This window comes from Butyrivibrio sp. LB2008 (assembly GCF_000621565.1).
Classification (GTDB): domain Bacteria; phylum Bacillota; class Clostridia; order Lachnospirales; family Lachnospiraceae; genus Butyrivibrio.
In genome coordinates this window covers 264271-281175 of sequence record NZ_KK211306.1, presented here as the reverse complement: position 1 = coordinate 281175, position 16905 = coordinate 264271, and the positions used below count along the sequence as shown (strand labels likewise).

Annotated in this window: 15 protein-coding genes and 1 pseudogene; 13 read left to right on the top strand and 3 right to left on the bottom strand. The window is 39.3% G+C overall.

Annotated features, from left to right (window positions below):
- Positions 1-178: 178 nt before the first annotated feature.
- From rsxC to T356_RS0113795, 11 genes are all read left to right on the top strand, one after another.
- Positions 179-1495: an electron transport complex subunit RsxC gene (gene rsxC, locus T356_RS0113845; RefSeq protein ID WP_026514993.1), complete on the top strand. Its 1317-nt coding sequence runs from the start codon at positions 179-181 to the stop codon at positions 1493-1495.
- A 13-nt stretch (positions 1496-1508) separates the two neighbouring features.
- Positions 1509-2453 (top strand): RnfABCDGE type electron transport complex subunit D, encoded by a 945-nt coding sequence (locus tag T356_RS0113840; protein ID WP_026514992.1) that lies wholly within the window; start codon positions 1509-1511, stop codon positions 2451-2453.
- Between the two features lie 3 nt (positions 2454-2456).
- Positions 2457-3065 (top strand): RnfABCDGE type electron transport complex subunit G, encoded by a 609-nt coding sequence (locus tag T356_RS0113835; protein ID WP_026514991.1) that lies wholly within the window; start codon positions 2457-2459, stop codon positions 3063-3065.
- Positions 3065-3760 (top strand): electron transport complex subunit RsxE, encoded by a 696-nt coding sequence (rsxE, locus tag T356_RS19550; RefSeq protein WP_081777859.1) that lies wholly within the window; start codon positions 3065-3067, stop codon positions 3758-3760. The genes T356_RS0113835 and rsxE overlap by 1 nt, the downstream gene beginning before the upstream one ends.
- Before the next feature lie 2 nt (positions 3761-3762).
- Positions 3763-4350, top strand: coding sequence for an electron transport complex protein RnfA (locus T356_RS0113825; protein ID WP_026514990.1), 588 nt, complete (start codon positions 3763-3765; stop codon positions 4348-4350).
- A 39-nt stretch (positions 4351-4389) separates the two neighbouring features.
- Complete coding sequence (locus T356_RS0113820) at positions 4390-5184, top strand: RnfABCDGE type electron transport complex subunit B (RefSeq protein WP_026514989.1); 795 nt, start codon at positions 4390-4392, stop codon at positions 5182-5184.
- Between the two features lie 124 nt (positions 5185-5308).
- Positions 5309-5467 (top strand): hypothetical protein, encoded by a 159-nt coding sequence (locus T356_RS21165; RefSeq protein ID WP_155839043.1) that lies wholly within the window; start codon positions 5309-5311, stop codon positions 5465-5467.
- Between the two features lie 298 nt (positions 5468-5765).
- Positions 5766-6578 carry an ABC transporter permease gene (locus T356_RS0113810; RefSeq protein ID WP_026514988.1) on the top strand — a complete coding sequence of 271 codons (813 nt, stop codon included), beginning with the start codon at positions 5766-5768 and terminating at the stop codon, positions 6576-6578.
- Between the two features lie 7 nt (positions 6579-6585).
- Positions 6586-7581: an ABC transporter ATP-binding protein gene (locus tag T356_RS0113805; RefSeq protein WP_026514987.1), complete on the top strand. Its 996-nt coding sequence runs from the start codon at positions 6586-6588 to the stop codon at positions 7579-7581.
- Positions 7578-8387, top strand: a complete 810-nt coding sequence (locus T356_RS0113800) for an ABC transporter permease (RefSeq protein ID WP_026514986.1) — start codon at positions 7578-7580, stop codon at positions 8385-8387. The genes T356_RS0113805 and T356_RS0113800 overlap by 4 nt, the downstream gene beginning before the upstream one ends.
- A gap of 13 nt (positions 8388-8400) precedes the next feature.
- A complete protein-coding gene (locus tag T356_RS0113795) occupies positions 8401-9384 on the top strand; it encodes an ArsR/SmtB family transcription factor (RefSeq protein WP_026514985.1) in 984 nt (327 codons plus the stop codon).
- A gap of 72 nt (positions 9385-9456) precedes the next feature.
- Here the strand turns inward: T356_RS0113795 and T356_RS0113790 are convergent, their stop codons facing one another.
- On the bottom strand, positions 9457-10593 hold the full coding sequence (locus T356_RS0113790) for a DUF4317 domain-containing protein (protein WP_026514984.1): 1137 nt from the start codon (positions 10591-10593) through the stop codon (positions 9457-9459).
- Positions 10594-10627: 34 nt separating this feature from the next.
- Positions 10628-11188 (bottom strand): annotated as a pseudogene (fliY, locus tag T356_RS0113785) (flagellar motor switch phosphatase FliY); the annotation flags it as partial.
- A 293-nt stretch (positions 11189-11481) separates the two neighbouring features.
- On the opposite strand from fliY, the gene T356_RS0113780 reads away from it, so the two are divergent.
- Positions 11482-12531 carry a hypothetical protein gene (locus T356_RS0113780; RefSeq protein ID WP_026514982.1) on the top strand — a complete coding sequence of 350 codons (1050 nt, stop codon included), beginning with the start codon at positions 11482-11484 and terminating at the stop codon, positions 12529-12531.
- A gap of 181 nt (positions 12532-12712) precedes the next feature.
- Positions 12713-13849, top strand: a complete 1137-nt coding sequence (locus T356_RS0113775) for a DUF3048 domain-containing protein (protein WP_035781170.1) — start codon at positions 12713-12715, stop codon at positions 13847-13849.
- An 88-nt stretch (positions 13850-13937) separates the two neighbouring features.
- On the opposite strand, the gene T356_RS0113770 is transcribed toward T356_RS0113775, so the two are convergent.
- The gene (locus tag T356_RS0113770; protein WP_026514980.1) at positions 13938-16634 is read right to left on the bottom strand and encodes a tetratricopeptide repeat protein; all 2697 of its coding nucleotides are present in this window, start codon (positions 16632-16634) and stop codon (positions 13938-13940) included.
- Positions 16635-16905: the final 271 nt, after the last annotated feature.

Here is a 16905-nt window from a genome sequence, read left to right as displayed (position 1 = left end):
GTTGCGTTATACCTACTTTCAAAAATCACCTTATAAATAATTGTACCACAAAAACTAAAGCTTTTTTTTGCTAAAATAATATACTCATTTTTTTAGATTAATCATTAATTTTGATTAAAAATTTGATACAATTAAAGCAGTTGAAATATTTTCTAAAATATCGAAAGAAGGGTAGGAAATGGCAAGAGGTACTTTTAAGGGCGGTATACATCCTTACGAAGGCAAAGAATTATCTAAGGATAAGCCCATAAAATCAGTGCTACCAAAAGGAGATTTGGTATATCCTTTGTCACAGCACATAGGTGCACCGGCAAAGGCTATAGTTGCCGTAGGGGATCATGTTTTGACGGGACAGAAGATTGCGGAGGCGAATGGATTTGTTTCGGCTCCGATTTATTCGACTGTTTCCGGAACTGTTGTTGCGATTGAACCAAGACGACTTGCTACGGGAGCTATGTGTGAGAGCATCATCGTTGAGAACGATGAGCTTTATGATGAGGTGAGATTCAGACCACGTAAGCGTTACGAGGACATGACTGCTGAAGACAAGATCGAGGCTGTCAGAGAGGCCGGCGTTGTTGGTATGGGAGGAGCAGGATTTCCTACTGCTGTAAAATTTTCACCAAAGGAGCCGGATAAGATTGACTATGTAATCGCAAACTGTTCAGAGTGTGAACCGTATCTGACATCCGATTACAGACGTATGATCGAGGAGCCTGAACTGCTTTTGGAAGGACTGAAGATTGCCGTTAGCATTTTCCCTAATGCAAGAGGAATACTTGCGATTGAAGATAATAAGCCTGACGCGATCAAGAAGTTCAAGGAACTTACAAAAGACGAAGAAAAAATAAGCGTAAAGGCTGTTAAAACAAAATATCCCGAGGGTGCTGAGCGTATGCTCATTTATGCCGTTACGGGAAGAGAGATCAACTCATCTATGCTCCCTGCAGATGCAGGATGTATCGTAGATAATGTTGATACTCTTTGTGCTGTCTGCAGAGCCGTAAAAGAGGGCAGACCGTTGATGGAGCGAATTGTGACCATTACGGGCGATGCCGTTGCGGATCCCAGAAACTATAAAGTCAGAATCGGAACAAGCTATACAGAGCTTCTTGAAGATGCGGGCGGATTCCGTAAAGAGCCTGCAAAGATAATATCAGGTGGTCCCATGATGGGATTTGCCATATTCGATCTTGATGTTCCCACCACTAAGACTGCATCGGCTTTAACATGTCTTACAAAGGACGCTGTTTCGCAGTTTGAACCATCGGCATGTATCAACTGTGCAAGATGTGTCGAGGTGTGTCCTGAGAGACTTATTCCCAAGAATCTTGCTGATGCCGTAGAACATAATGATGAGAAGAAATTCCTTCATTTGTATGGAATGGAATGCTGCGAGTGCGGATGTTGCAGTTATATCTGCCCTGCGAGGAGACAGCTTACCCAGCTTATCAAGGGTATGAGAAAGATTCAGCTTGCAAATAGGAAAAAGTGAGGGGGCCATTTTAATGGGTAAATTAAGAAAAGTGTCATCCAATCCGCATGTCAGATCGAGCGTGACCACATCAAATATTATGATATGGGTACTTATTGCGCTTCTTCCGGCTACCGGATACGGAATATATAATTTTGGTATTTATACCATGTTTGTTATCGGAGTTTCTGTAGCAGCATGTGTTGTTTCAGAACTCGTATATGAGATATTGCTTCGTAAGCGCGTGACTATAGGCGATTTTACCGCGGTAGTTACAGGTTTATTGCTTGCACTTAACATGCCGCCTGAAGTACCGCTTTGGGTACCTGCTCTTGGCGGAGTATTCGCGATCATTATGGTTAAGCAGCTTTTTGGAGGTCTGGGACAGAATTTCATGAATCCCGCTCTTGGAGCAAGGTGCTTTCTTATGATCTCTTTTCCTGCGATAATGACTAATTTTACTACTGATACATATTCGGGAGCTACACCTCTTTTCAATCTGAAAAATGGTATCCAGGTCAACATAATGGATATGCTGATTGGAAGAACCGGCGGTACGATCGGAGAAACATCAACGATCGCCATTATTGCAGGTGCGATAATCCTTATCGCTGTTGGTGTAATTGATTATGCAATCCCGTTTAGCTATATCGTTTCATTTGTGGTTTTTGTAGGTCTGTTTGGAAAATACGGATTTAACTGGGGTTATATATCGGCGCAGCTTGCAGGTGGTGGACTTATGCTCGGTGCTTTTTTCATGGCAACCGATTATGTAACTTGCCCGATAACTCCGAAGGGAAGATATATATACGGAATCATACTCGGACTTTTGACGGGACTGTTCCGTACTTTCGGTGCAAATGCTGAGGGTGTTTCATATGCCATCATTATTGGAAATCTTCTGGTTCCTCTTATTGAAAAAGTGACTATTCCCAAGGCTTTCGGAATCAGGAAAAAAGCGAAAAAAGGAGGCGAATAAAGCATGAGCAATGTATTTCACATGATAAAAAACGCCTTTATCCTTTTCTTTATCACTTTGATAGCAGGAGCGCTTTTGGGACTTGTTTATCAGGTTACCAAGGATCCTATAGCTTATCAGGATAGTCAGGCACAGAATAAAGCAAATCAGGCGGTGTTCAGTGATGCCGTGACATTTAATGAGCTGGGAGTTAATCTCGATGCTTTTGAAGAAGCGCTCGGAGATAAAAAAGGTATCATGATCCTTAGCGTAAAGCAGGCTATAGACATGAACGGAACAGCAATAGGATATGTTATCCAGGTGAGATCCAAAGGCTATGGAGACAATATAGTCTTTACCGTGGGAATTAGTAATGATTCCAAAATTAATGGAATATCCATTATTTCAATAGCTGAGACACCGGGACTTGGCATGAATGCAGAGAAGGTCATTGTTCCTCAATTTGCAGGAAAAAATGCATTGCAGTTTACGGTTGTAAAAGAAGGTCAGCTTACAGATTCCGGTTCTCAGATTGAAGCGATATCCGGAGCAACAATAACATCCAGGGCAATTACAGATGGAGTAAGTGTTGCAAATGCATATTTTGATTATGCTTTGAAAGGAGCAAGGTGATGAGTGAAGAAGTAAAAAAAGGCGCGCTTGGATTGGTACAAGATTCTCCCGCCGAAAGATTTTTTAACGGTCTCATTGCCGAGAATCCTACACTGGTATTGATGATCGGCATGTGTCCCACACTTGCGGTTACATCATCCGCTATGAACGGACTTGGAATGGGACTTGCAACTACATTTGTTTTGGCGCTAAGTAATGCGGTAATTGCGGCGCTGAGAAAGATTATTCCTGCTACAGTCAGGATTCCTTCGTTTATAGTTGTAATAGCATCTTTTGTTACAATTGTTCAGCTTTTGATGCAGGCATATTTTCCTGCACTTAATAAAGCACTTGGAGTGTATATTCCGCTTATCGTTGTTAACTGTATTATCTTTGGAAGAGCGGAAGCATATGCAAGTAAGCATGGAATAGTTCCTTCATTCTACGATGGTGTGGGAATGGGAATAGGATTTACATGCGCGATAACCGTGATAGGTCTTTTCAGAGAGCTTATCGGTGCAGGTACGGCATTTAATATACAGATTCTTGGAATTGGTTCTGTTATTCCGGGAACAATAGGAGCATATCTTGCCAAATATCAGCCGGTCAGCATTTTTGTTCAGCAGGCAGGAGCTTTCTTTGTTCTTGCATTTCTTATTGCATTTATGAACAAGGTTAAAGCCAATTCGGCAAAAAAGAAGAAGGAGGCTAAATAATGATGACAGAGACAGTACTTGAATTTTTAGCACTTATGCTTTCTGCTTCGCTTATCAATAACGTTGTTTTGAGCCAGTTCCTCGGACTTTGCCCTTTCCTTGGAGTTTCCAAGAGGATAGATACCGCACTTGGTATGGGCGGCGCATGTATTTTTGTCATGACGCTTTCATCGCTCGTATGTAGCACGATCTACTGGTTTGTTTTAAAACCGTTCGATCTCGGATATTTGCAGACAATCGTATTTATCCTTGTTGTAGCGATGCTTGTTCAGTTTGTTGAGATGATATTAAAAAAATATATTGTTTCACTGTATAAAGCTCTTGGTGTTTACCTTCCGCTTATTACAACAAACTGTGCGGTTCTTGGTGTTGCGCTTACCAACGTTACAAACAATTACACCATAGAGGGTAGTACGGTCTGTGGCTTCTCCACAGCGGCCGGTTTTACAATCGCGATAGTTATTCTGGCAGGACTTCGCGAAAAGATGGAGTACAACGACATACCGGAGTCATTTAAGGGAATGCCTATTGTACTTCTTACTTCGGGGCTTATGGCAATCGCGTTTACGGGATTTTCGGCTTTGAAATAAACACAGCGCAGGAGTACGCTGTAAAAAGGAGAAAGACTTATGATCAGTGGAATAATCGTTGCAACGATTGTTGTTGCGGGCATTGGAATTGCCATAGGATTAATTCTGGGATTGGCTGATATGAAGCTTCATGTAGATGTCGATGAAAAAGAAGCGGCAATTCTTGAGGCGCTTCCCGGAAGTAACTGCGGAGGTTGCGGATACCCCGGATGTTCGGGCTGTGCGACGGCTATTGCAAAAGGTGAAGCGGCTGTAAATCAGTGTCCTGTAGGAGGTGCACCGGTTGCAGAAGTAATCTCGGGAATAATGGGAGTAAAAGCCGGAAAAACAAGGCGAATGGTCGCATTTGTGCATTGTAGCGGAGATTGCGAACAGGCTACCCAGAAGTATGAGTATAAAGGAGCAGATGATTGCAGATTCCAGGCACAGGCACCGGGCGGCGGTTCAAAGACCTGCGGATACGGATGCCTCGGAGGAGGAAGTTGCGTATCTGTATGTCAGTTTGATGCGATACACGTGCATAACGGCGTGGCGATGGTAGACATGGAGAAATGTAAAGCGTGTGGCAAGTGCGTGGATATATGTCCCAGAAATCTCATCAATCTTATACCTTATGAGTCAAGAGAGGTTGTTGCTTGCAAGTCACAGGACATGGGCAAATATGTCAATAAATACTGCAAGGTCGGATGTATCGGATGCCACATATGTGAGAGAGATTGTCCTACCGGAGCGATAGTGGTGGAAAACAATGTTGCAAGTATCGATCAGGATAAATGTGTACATTGTGACACTTGCGTTTCAAAGTGCCCGAAGAAGGCTATTGCTGCGATCTGAGGCTGGTATAAAGATTTAGTAAAAAAATAATTCATTTTTTGGTTGAATTACCTATTGCGAAAAACTCTGAAAAACTATACTATTGTACACGCTATCGTTGTTTGTCAAATGGAGGTACATTAGTATGGGCGAATGGAGACAAGCTTTTGATAGAATTATGGATCAATTATATAATCATCCTGAGGAGATGAGGGAACGTCTTCTTAAGAAGTACGATTATTCCGCTCAGGAATCAGGGCGACATAATACGACCGCTATCGAAATGCTAAAAAGTAGGAATTAATAATTGATTATCAGATCCCGGGGGTTATTGATACGGAATCGTCCGGCAAAACGATTGGGATTAAAGTTTTTGAAAAATTTGAAATTTATAATAGGACGTAAGGTCCAAAAGGACTGTACACTAAGCGATTAGTGCACAGTCCTTTTTTGTATCATAGGAAATTGCTTTCCTATGATACAAAAACGCTCCGCAGGGATGCGCAATTATGATTGACAAACGATCTCGGACTGATTAAAATGCGTTCAAATTTTAGAAAAAACAAAATGATTAACCAAACAGTTAATCAAAAGGAGCGCAGATGGATTTGAAAGTTTTGAGGGCGACGATCAAAAAAGAGTTTCAGATACGGCTACGGGCCTATCCGGTCGATTTTATGTTGGGATGCATTCTGACATCTTTTTATACTGTATTTGGTGCATGGATGATGTATCATTACTTTTTCGGAAAAAGACTGGCGACAGATTTTTCCAATCTTACAGGAACAAGCGATTACATGAGTTATGCGATAGTCGGAAGCCTGGTATACATGTTTGTGGTCCGGACATGTCTCAACGTTAGCAGAAGGCTTATTACAGAACTACGGGAAGGAACGCTTGAGAGCCTTATGCTTGCGCCGTTTAAGAGAACATCCTATTTTGTCGGGAATATGATATTGCAGACAATCATGACATTGGGAGAAACGGCCATAGCAATGGTAATTGGAGTGTTCTTTGGCCTTAAGATACATGATTTTTGTTTTTGGAAATTTGTGATCGCATTGATCCTGTCTATATACGGATTCTTTGGACTGTCACTTATTCTTGGCTGCGTGATGATCTATACAAGAGATACCTATATATCACAAAATACTTTGTTTACCGCGATATTTTTGGTATGTGGAATAACTTTTCCGAAAGAATATCTGCCTGGGATTCTTCAATTTGTGGGAAACATCATACCCGTTACCGATTGCCTGACACTTATGCGTGCGGATTTTCTGGGCGGACTTACAAACGGGCGGTTTATCTATATCGCAATGAGGATATTTCTGGTGGGGAGTGTGTACGTTTTTACAGGATTTCCGCTTTTGAAACAGCTTGAAAAGATAGCACTTGAAAAAATGGAGGGATAAGATCGACATGATAGAAGTTAATGGATTAAAGAAGATATATGAAGTAAAGAGAAGACAAAACTTTTTTTGCTCAGAAAAAGAAAAAATCGAGGCGGTTAAGGATATATCCATGAAGCTTGAGAAAGGACAGATCGTAGGGCTCTTGGGAATAAACGGAGCGGGAAAGACCACAACGATCAAGATGCTCACAACACTCATAGAGCCTACTGCAGGAACTTATTCTTTTGACGGTATCGATGCGATCGCACATCCTGACAAGGTAAAAAGACAGATCAATATGATCGCGGGCGGTGAGAGGATGATCTATTGGAAACTGACCGCGTATGAAAATCTCTGGTACTACGGCCAGCTGTACGGGATAGAGAATTCTCTTTTGAAAAAAAGAATTGAAGAGCTTCTTAAAATCGTAGGACTCGAGGAAAAGGCAAATCTTCCCGTTGAAACTTTTTCGAAGGGAATGAAACAGCGATTGCAGATAGCAAGAGGCATGATAAACGATCCTAAATATATATTCCTGGACGAACCCACGATAGGCTTAGATGCTATTGTTACGCAGGAACTCCATAAGGAGATAATAAGGCTTGCAAAAGAGGAAGAGAAAGGAATTTTGCTGACGTCACATTATCTATCGGAGGTAGAAGAACTCTGCGATTATATTTATCTGGTAAACGCAGGTGAATTGGTATTTGAGGGAACCAAGAAAAATCTGACTGATTATGTCTTTTCCAAGAACCGATATGTCTTTTCCGTAAAGGGGATGGACGAAGCGATAATTATAAAGCTGAGAGACCATCTAAGGAGCATCGACTTAGAATCTGAGGTTATGCATGAAAACGGAAATGCCGTGATAACTTCCAAAGCGGAGTTGTCGGCGAATATAGCGGAGTTTGCAGTAAATGAGAGTCTTATAATAAATGAGCTTCATAAACTGGAGCCGTCCCTTGAACAGGCGGTGATAAAGCTTTCCAAAAACATTGAAAGTAAGGGGGTTGATATTGCATGAAATATTTTTTTAAGGTAATGCTGGCAGAAAGCTGGAAGCAGCACAGGAATTATTTTAGCAACAAACTTATATATGTGTCTTTGTTTCTTTGGCCGTTTTTGAGCTTTATGGCAAGTTACTACAGCTACAAGGTTTTTGATATTGAAGGAAGCGTTGTTTCATATATAAGCGGCGGAAATATAATGGTATTTTTGCTCATCGGATATATGGGCATGAGCTTTTTTAGGTCGGTTGTCCAGTCTGCATGGCATTTTTCGTTTGAAAGGCAGAGCGGGACACTTGAGTATATCTATCTTTCTCCCGCAAGCCGAATGGCGGTGATCCTTGGAAATGCGCTGTCGTCAGTATTTGAGGGATCTGTGGCGATGGCGGTATTTGGGGCTCTTATAATCTTATACAATAAAGAGTCTTTGAGCATAAATGTGATCGGGCTTGTGACGGTAATACCGATCTTTTTATGTGTGGCTTTGCTCTGGGGAGCGTTTCTTAATGCCTGCTTTTTATATTCAAGAGACACGGATTTTTTGTTTACTGTTTTGGAGGAACCTATGGAGATTTTCTCGGGAGTAAAAGTTCCCGTAAGCATTTTTCCGGGGTGGGCAAGGGTAATAAGCTGCATTTTCCCTCTTACATACGCTCTTGAGGCTCTTAGGCAGGTGATGCTTAATTCGGCGGATATCAGTTCCGTGAAAAATGTTGTTATTATCAGTCTTGTAATAATTTTGGTGCTTTTGTCGGCTACATTGATTACAATACATATAGTTGAAAAACATATGAGAAAGACGGGAAATGTTATTCTTTTCTGATTAAGGTAATCAAATGAAGATTGGCGTATATACTGACAGAATTGAAAAGTCGTGGACATATGGTAAAAGTGGGGAGATATTTTTTTCTCCGCTCTTTGAGATGTTTGCTGCAATGCATGTTGTATGTAATCCTGAGCATCATACCGGCAGGCCCGGCTGGTTTGAAAGAGTCAGCAACATTGTCTGCAAGGAGCTGATCGACGATATAAGAGCGTTGTCTGATTGTACAAATGCATGGCTTGCTCCTCCCGATTTTGTCTATTACGACACCTGCACCGATCTGAGAGACATGGATATTGATGAGGCGCTTTGTGTACTGGATGGATTCGATATAAGGCGCTGGAAAAAGATATTTGAATTAAACGGCTGTGATGTGACTTTGTCTCAGAAGAAAAAGATAATTGAAGTCTCACGAAAGTTTTATGAAGAGTATTTCAGGAATGAAATCATCATTATCGAACCTCTTATGACCACAGCACTCAGGAAAGTTTTCAGAGAGTGGGAAAAAGAGGGAATAGCAAAGTCATTATTCTCTGTTCATGAAAGGCTGCAGCTTACGGAAAACGAAGTTATTTTTTATAAAAACAAAGAGTTCCGTTATGACTATGATGATATTGATAAAATATATCTGACAGGCAGTACTTTCTTAAGTCCGCATCTTATCATGGGATATTACAAGAAAGAACTTTTGACGGTCAAATATTTTAATAATAAAAATACTCAGATTTCTCCGCCAAAAGAACTGGTGGGCCTCTATAACGGACTGGCGGATGCGACAAGACTCAGCATCCTAAAGAGCCTTAAGCATATGCCGGATTCAACCCAGCATCTTGCTAAGAAGCTTAAAATATCCGAGGCCGCAGTATCAAAGCAGCTGAAGATACTTAGCGAAGGAGGGCTGGTTACCAAGACGAGAAAAGGAAATTATATGATATATTCCGTTGATGAGAAGGCACTGGATTTTTTGACCTATCGAATATATGAGTTCCTTATGTGAATATCTTTGTGGATAAAAAAGTACCCGCAGGCTATAATTGATAGCCTTAGCGGGTTCATTTTTTCTGGCTTTTTATCTGTCCATGAATGTTCTTACATTGATTCCGTTTACTTCAATGTGGTCATCAACAGCGATAACAAGGCATTGTCTGCCGTCGACAATCTTGGATTCAACAAGATCTGTTCTGTCGGGCTTAACCTTGATGACTACGTTAGGAGTTTCGATATCGAACTTCTTGGTATTTGCGATGTTGCTTGCAAGGAGAGGGTAGTCCTCGTCACCTGCACATTTTGAGTAGGTCTCATCGAAATAATCAAGACGCTCGTCAGATACTCCGCTGTCGTGAAGAAGCTGCTTAACGTCATCTTTCTTGAGCTCAAGAGGCTCGTAGTCGTCAGCGTGATCTTCAATCATGTCATTTAAGTTGTCATGAATGTTCTTCATGATGTCGTAGTCGGCGTTTTCTCCGATGGTATTCTGAACTACCGTATCAAAGATACCTTTCTGCTCCGGAGCAGCCAAAGGAGCTCTTCCGCCGAACATTGCCTCGATAAATTCAGGCTGAAGGTCGTCGGGCTTCTTGGTGAAGTAGAGCATGTTGTGGATATCGGTATCTCTTTCGATGAAAGCGGGGAAGAGGAAGCCTTTTGTAGGTCCGTCAACGATCCAGTCTCTGAATCTTTCCTCGATTACATTTGTTTTCTCATTGTAGCCGAGTCCTGCCTTTGAGAGCTTAACGGGACAGATGCTGCAAAGGATATAGTCATATACGTTCTCTGACGCATCCTCCATCTCGATTCCGTCGCTTGTAACACCAGGGATATCGTATGCTGCGTGAACTATGATGATGTAGTAATTTTCACCGTTAACGTAGTTGGCGATTATCTTGTCATAGAACTCATCAACAAGCTCGTCATCCTGCAACTGGGAATTTCTCAAGGTCAAAAGAAAGTCCTGAGTACCTCCCGGCTGTTCCTGGTCAAGAGGAAACTCAAGACTGATCAGATTCTTGCCAAATGTTCCTGCAAGAGTATGCTGGAAAATATCGAGATATTTGAACATCTCTTCCTCCGGTATCTGACCGAAGGCTTTTCTGAAAGTGAATAGTTTGTTTTTGTCGTGATCCACATAGCATCCGCAGATGTGGTCGATTGTACACCTGTCAGGTGTGAATTGTTTTTTGATCTCTAATGTTTCTGCTTTATTCATTGTTAGCTGCGTTTTCCTTTGTATAAAATTTGTTGCACATATCTTTTGCGAATCGTATCGGATATAATTGTACCATAACGGAATCAATTAAATCACCGATTGTCATCCTAAAAGCTATTTTAACAAATTTATCGTATGTAGTATCAAACATTTTCTCAAAAACTTTGATACTTTCAACATCAATTCTGTTTACGATCGGAGTGCTTATGTCAGTTGCAACGCCGAGCATGGATGATAAAGAAGTGGCGCTTGTACCCATCATCTGGTTCATTGCTTCGGATGCAGCCGAAAGATGAAGGTCTGAGATCTCACCTTCTGTATTGGTTCCGTCGCCGCCCATCATAAGATCTGTCATAACTTTTACATCGTGCTCTTTGAGAATAAGGACATTGTTGCCTTCAAGGCCTTTTACGTAATGTATCTGTACAAAAATGCAGGTTTTTTCATAATCATCCAATGCTTCGCTTCTTTTTATGACTTTTACATTGGGAGTAGTTATGTCAACTTTTCTATTTACCATTAAGCTGAGAGTTGTAGCAGAATTACCCATGCTGATATTGGCGATTTCACCGATTGTATCTATCTGTTCACCGGTCAAAATGATTTCTTCCAATGTTATTGCCTCCTTCGCATTTTTGGTGTAATAATCATATGCTTATTATTCTTAGATATAAAATCTGAGAATAGATTTAAATGTCGAACTATACTAATATTTTAGTTTATATTCTGCAAACTTGTAAAGATTGATTTACGTTATCTTCTTAAAGGTTTATCCTTTTTTTAGAATAGAGACAAATTTATAAAATATTATTTGTTAAAAAAACAGCGCATAAGATAAAAATATGGTAACATATATATGTATGATTTGACGGAGGAATTTTTGAGCAAATGACAATTGATAGATATATTAACCCGGATTTCGACAACATGAAGAAGCTTATATTCTTGGGTATGGCTTTTGCCGGAATATTTCTGATTATATTGATTATTATGTTTGGAACAAGGATGTCGGTATGTCTGGTCGACAGTAGCGAAAGACACGATGAATTCAAAAGGCGCAATATAGATAATATACAGCTATTTTTTGAGATGATCATTTCGGGTACTTCGGTACTTCTTTTTGCGTGCTCATATGTAGTCTGCAATCATATTTTTGAATTGTTGACACCTATTGTTAAGTCGGGAAATGCCAAAAAACTATCGGATGGAATAAGGCAGTTTTATTATATCTGGGATACAAGCAAAGATTTTGTGCTTTTATTTCTTATTTCGATGTCATGTCTTATAAATACAATTCTTGACAAGATAATCATTCCGCTCAGGAGAATCTCCAAAGATGACAAGGCATCTGTCAGAATGCTCGGAATGTTTTATGCGATTATTATTCTATTGAGCTTTAACAGCTTTAATGCTATTGGTGATAAATCTTTTGATACGGATATTTATAGCCCTATTATGATGTATTATTTTGGTCTTATGATCGGTAGATTCGTGTATTTCGATGCATCGTTCATGGACTTTATCTGTGCGATACTGGGCGCGATAAGGCACGGACTCCTTCTTGTTTTTGCTGTTGTTTTGTCGGGATTGCTCAGTTTTATCGGATTCAAACTGGGATATCTCATTGAACAGAATTTCTACATAGTAGGAGTTTTATATACAGATATATTCTTGATTGTGGCGATATTTATAATTCATCATTTTAGGGCTCTTTTGCTGTTTATCAGGAATGAAAGCGATGCGGAATACGAAGAGTATGATGATTACGACGATGAATACGAGGAAGAAGACGAGGAAGAAGTTCGCAGAATAAAGCGCAAGAAAAAGGCCAAAAAAGAGAAGGCTGCCAAAAAATCCCAGCAGGAGCAGGAGAAGAGAAAAGAATACGCAAGTTACGGCGGATATGACAACAGCGATTATGATGATTTTGATGTGTGAGAAATAGCTGATTTTTCAAATCCGGGAAAGTATCATAGAGACTGGCTCTTTTTGCGTAAAACAGGTGAGGTCTTAAACAATTCTTAAAGGTTTACCCCATAGAAACTTAAAAATTTTTCCAATACAATGCTATGTATGAACACAGAAAAAAAGTTTTGGTAAAAAATGGGAGAAGATTTCTATGAAAAGGAGTAAAAAAATCGCTTCACTTGCAATGTGCGCTTTTATGGTGATTTCGGCTGTTGCCTGCGGCAAGGATAATGGTGCGGATGATTCTTCTTTTGCAGTTTCTTTTGAAGATGTTGCAAGTAACAATACCGATACTGCAGCAGATGCATCGGGAGAAGCGGTAAACTTTGAAATTCCGGAAGGAATGTACCTCAGCGAGATCACAGGTGAGCCGATAAGTGAAGATATTAAGGATCAGAGACCAATCGCCGTAATGGTCGATAATGAGAAGATGGCGCTTCCACATTTTGGAACTTCGGAAGCGGATGTTGTTTATGAACTGATGAACAGTACAAAGAATGACAGAATTACAAGACTTATGTGTATTGTGAAAGACTGGGGCAAGATTGAACAGATGGGCAGTATCAGAAGTACGCGTCCTACAAATATTCTTCTTGCATCAGAGTGGGATGCGGTGCTTTGCCATGACGGAGGGCCTCCGGTTCATATCAATGCATATTTGGAGAAGCCTTGGGCACAGCATTTTTCCGGAACATTTTCAAGAGTTAATAACGGAAAGCGCAAAGAATTTACCGAGTATATCTGTTCGGGAGATCTGGATAAGAACTTCTCAAGTATGAAGAGCGATTCCTCATATTCAACAACTTATACTGAGTATAGAAATGAGGGAAGTCATTTTAACTTTGCTCCTTACGGCAAAGAAGTCGACCTTACAAAGGTTTATGACAAGACGTATCCGGTAACGGAAATCGCGCTTCCTTTCTGGCACAACACTTCTACTCTAAAGTATAACGAAGAGACTAAAGAATATGAGTATTACGAGTACGGCTCGCGCCATGAGGATGCGGAGGATGGAGAGCCTCTGAGCTTTAAAAATGTATTTATTCAGAAATGTGATTTCAACCAGCTTGATGACGGAGGTTATCTGATTTATAACTGTATCGATGCGGGTAAGGCCGGATGGTACATAACAAATGGCGTCGGAAAGCCTGTTACATGGGTTAAAGATGATGCAACTCACCTTACCAAGTTTTATGACGATAACGGTAAAGAGATTGAGATCAATACAGGTAAGACATATATTACACTTGTTCCCTCCGACACATGGGATTCGGTTACTATGAAATAAAAAGATATACGCGGTAGAAAAAGAAGTTGTCAAATTTCGGAAGCCTTTCAGATCAAGGTTCAGATTAACAAACAAAACCTCTATCTCATCATGGGATAGAGGTTATTTGTGCAAAAATTAATTCCATTTTTTGTAATCCAGCTTTTGCATTTTGGGTTCTTGTAGGTTCAAAATTATACTTTTCCATACGATTACAAACATCTTTGCATATTTTGATACCTTCTAGCATGGCTTCTTTTCCTTCTTCAACAAGTTTTGTATCATTGCTGAAAACATTATTCTTATATTTATTTGATGCTTCAACGATCTCCATAATATTTTTACCGCAGCACTTAAGTCTGTCGTTACCTGTTTCTGGATTAAGTCCCAAAAAGTTGGAAAAACCATTTGCAAAAATAGCATTAGCCATGACATCTTCAATATCTAAAGTCAAAGGATGGTTTTGACCTAATACTTTTTTACGTGCTTTTGTGGCTCTTTTAGCGTAGCGAGCTGCTTTGGCGTATTGTTCAAGATGCATATAATAATATGAAATATCAGCTTCGAGATTTGCTGCGAATTCGCTTTCCCTTCCAAACTCAGTTTTTATCTCTGATAATAAAGGCTTACCTTCATTGATGGCGCGTTCATAGTCACCGTTATTTGCTATAAAATTTATTCTATTTATTTTGGCGCGGAACAATGTACTGGTGTTGTATTTATCATCTAATTCGGTAATCTGCTTGATTAAATCTTCAATATTTGTTATTGCCATTTTATAATTTCCATTATCAGCAAGATATGTGAAATAGTTTAATTTCGCAGTTAAAGTATTTGGATGGGAATTACCATATAACTGTTTCATCACATTTAATAATTCTTTTTGTGTGACTATGTGGTCGGTAGTGCCTGGAATCTTGCTGTTATATATTGTCGCGTTGCTTAAAGCTGCGAGGTAGTTGTCTCTATATATTGGATTTTGGTTTGCTTCATAGAGATCTCTACGGAGATTCAAGTTTTCATTGGCGACAGATGCGGCTTCTTTAAAGTTTCTTAGATCAAACAAGTATTTTGAATAGACTTCACTTGCCATAGATGATAACGTAGAATCTTTGGGGTATTTGCTTTTTATTTCGAGGAAAAGCTTTTTGCACTCAACCATGTTTTCGGATACTTTGTGCCTTCCTAAGCAGTCATGAAGTAAGCATAGTTTGATGGCATATTTCTCTGTTTCATCTAATGCTTTCATGGATAAAGCTGTATCTATTTCGAATGCTTTATCCCATTCGCCTAAAATTCTTGATGCATCTGCTTCTAATAAGAACATAGCATTAAAGAGAACATCGTTTGATGTTTTAAGGTTTTCTGTGTATAAATCTGTATATTTGAATATTTCGTAGTAAGCACTAATGGACTTGAGGTAATATATTAGCGTATATATCAGATCGATGAAATCAGTATTACATATCGTGGAAGCGTTTTTTTGCCAAACAGAATACAACATTTCCAATACAAATGGAATATTGTAATCAAGAGGAGAACAGCTTTTATCTGCAAATATACTATTCCAATATTTGGCTGAGTGCTTAACATATGTACCAATTTGATACGCATCCATGTTTTCAAAAATGAGTGTTCTAATAGATGCGTCCATTATGATGTAGTTATCTATTGTAGGTCTTACAATTGATGTCTGTTTTATCGCTGAATAACCTTCAAAATCAATTTTATTGTCATTCCAGCATCCCAGGAATGCAAGCTTGAATAGACATTCTTTTTGAGATTCATTGAATGTATTTAAGACATAATTGAAAAAGTCGTTTGAAGTATTTTCTAAATCGGTTTCCTTAAGGTGACTGTTTCTTTTATAACTTTCGGCCAAAATAGCTGCGTAATATGGAATTCCCTTGGACGTAATAGCAAGTTTTTTTGCATATTCTTCAGGAATGCCATATTGAGAGCAGAAATATTCTGCGATTTCTTCTTGGGAAATGTTTTCCAGCGCAAATACTTTATTTTGCTGAATGCTGGCAATTCTGGATTCGATATCGTCGATGAGTGAAACGTTTTTGACATCTCTTCCAGTTATTATCCAGTGGATTCCTGCAAAGCTGTTTACTAGTCTTTTAATAAATTCAGGAATTTTATTTTTTATGCAGGATTCTTTTTCACCTTCAATATCAAGGATGATAGTGATTGGTGATTCTAAAGTGTTTTCAGCTAAAAAAGTATTAAAATCTTGTATGAAAGCATCAAGTATGCTGTTGAAAAAAGCGCGCCTGTCAAGCAGACTAATAGCATTATTGCTTATCTTGGCAAGATGATTCTGGAGGGTTCCGGCTCCGGTTGATACAGATTGTAAAATAGTTGCTGGAATAGCAAGATTTGGACAGGCTGCACCAAGAACAGCCATGCTGGAATTAATAAGGTATTCTGGTATAGAATCTTTCCATCTGAAATCTGCTTTGAAGTTGTAGTAGATATCATAGTCTTTAGCTATGGCTGTCATTTTTTTCCACTTAAGAGAAGAAAAAGCCTTATTTTGTATAATCGCATATGCAAACCCTTCTAAAAAGGTAATGTCGTCTGAACCATAATACTTATAGTAAATGGAACTTGTGTATAACTCTTTATGAACAGCCTGAACAAGGTATGATTTTCCTAATCCGCTATATCCATAAATATATGATAAAAGAGATAGAGTTGGATTTTTGCTTACGAAAGAAGTCCTAGACAACAGTTCTTCTATTACTTCCTTACGAGATGTAAATAATTCTTCAGATTTTTTTGTATTTTGTGCCCCCATATTATAATCCTTTTTCAATGAATAGAATGTTTACTGTAATTATGCAGTCTTGTTTATCGTAATAGCTTTATTATACTGATAAAATTGCAAAATATACAGATAATTTGTTGCGTTTTTATTCAACTGTTCCTCTCGAAAGAGGGAATAAAATCCGCTATGTCGAACATTTTTACAAAATTGCCCTGACATGGTAATATATATTCTGCCATGTTAGGGCTTTTTGTGTAATAGGAAAATTGTATTAAGATTTTTTTATAAAAGGAGATAAAAC